Source organism: Streptomyces sp. NPDC055078 (genome assembly GCF_053607985.1).
The window spans coordinates 1-1211 of sequence record NZ_JBSGUP010001140.1 but is presented as its reverse complement, the minus strand read 5'-3'; the positions used below and the strand labels follow the sequence as shown (position 1 = coordinate 1211).

The 1211-nt window shown below is 77.0% G+C and carries 1 protein-coding gene; it reads left to right on the top strand.

From position 1 onward, the window contains the following. Window positions 1-1211: SDR family NAD(P)-dependent oxidoreductase (locus ACWF94_RS40795; protein WP_453500400.1), on the top strand; the 1211-nt coding region annotated here is incomplete at both ends.

The window sequence follows — 1211 nt, the reverse complement described above, 5'->3', positions numbered from 1 at the left end:
CCCTGGAACAGATCGCGACGGACCGCCGGTTCGGCGAGGAGTACCGGCCCGACTGGCCGGCGCTGCGCCGGCTGCTCGGACAACTCGGCCTCACCGGCTCGGGGATCGACGTCGAGCACCTCGCGGCACTGTCCTGGTCGAGCTATGTAGCGGGCATGCGGATACCGGGGCGCCCTGCCCTCATCAGCGCCCTCACACTCGACTGCCGGGGCGACGCCCCCGCGGACGCCGTGGACGGGGGATTCGCGGCGAGCGCCACCGTCGCCGATGCCGACCCCCGCTTCCGGCGGCTGCGGCTGGCGGGTGAGGTGTCCGCGGGCACGCTCGCGGCCCGGGTGGAGATCGTCCAGTTCGTCCGGCGGGAGACCACCGAGCCGTCCCCGGACCTGCTCCGTGATCTGCTGTCCGGCCACCGCGCCGACGGGGCCGACCCCGGGGCGCTGGCAGGCCGGGTGGCATTCGTCGCCGGCGGCAGCCGGGGGCTCGGCGCCGCGCTGGTGCAGGCGCTCGCCCTCGCCGGCTGCACCGTCCACGCCGGATTCCGGCACAGCCGCGCGGAGGCCGGGGCGCTGGTGGCCGCACTCGGTCGGGCCGGGATGCCGGCCGGGCGGGTGCGCCTGGAGCAGGGCGACGCGGCCGACGTCGCCTGGTGCGGCGAGGTGAGAGACCGGATCGCCGCCGAGCACGGCCGTATCGACATCGTGGTGCTCAACGCCTGCCCGCCCCTGGAGAACCTGCCCGTGGCGGCCGACTTCGCCGCCCGCTCCGTCGACCACGTCCGGCGTGCCCTGGAGCTGGTCCAGGCACCGCTGGCCGCCTTCGCCGCGGCGGTCGCCGCCGAAACGGGCTGGGTCGTGGCCGTGTCATCCGCCGCCGTGCGCGCCCCCGTACCGGGATGGGCTCCCTACGTCACCGCCAAGCACGCGGTCGAAGGACTGATCCGCACCGCCGCCGCCGAGCACAGCCGCGCCCGCTTCCTGATCGCCCGCCCACCGCGGCTGCGCACCACCTTCGTGGACGCGCCCGCCGGGGCGGCGGCGGTGCCGGTGGAGCCGGTCGCCGCTGCCATCGTGCGACGGCTCATCGAGGAGGACGCGGGAACCGGTACGGGGGCGGCGGGGGGCTCGGTGGTCGTCGAGGACTTCGCCGGCTCCCGGGACGGTGGAGGCCGGGCCGGGGCGGCCGGGTCCGGCGCGGAGGCAGGACATCCG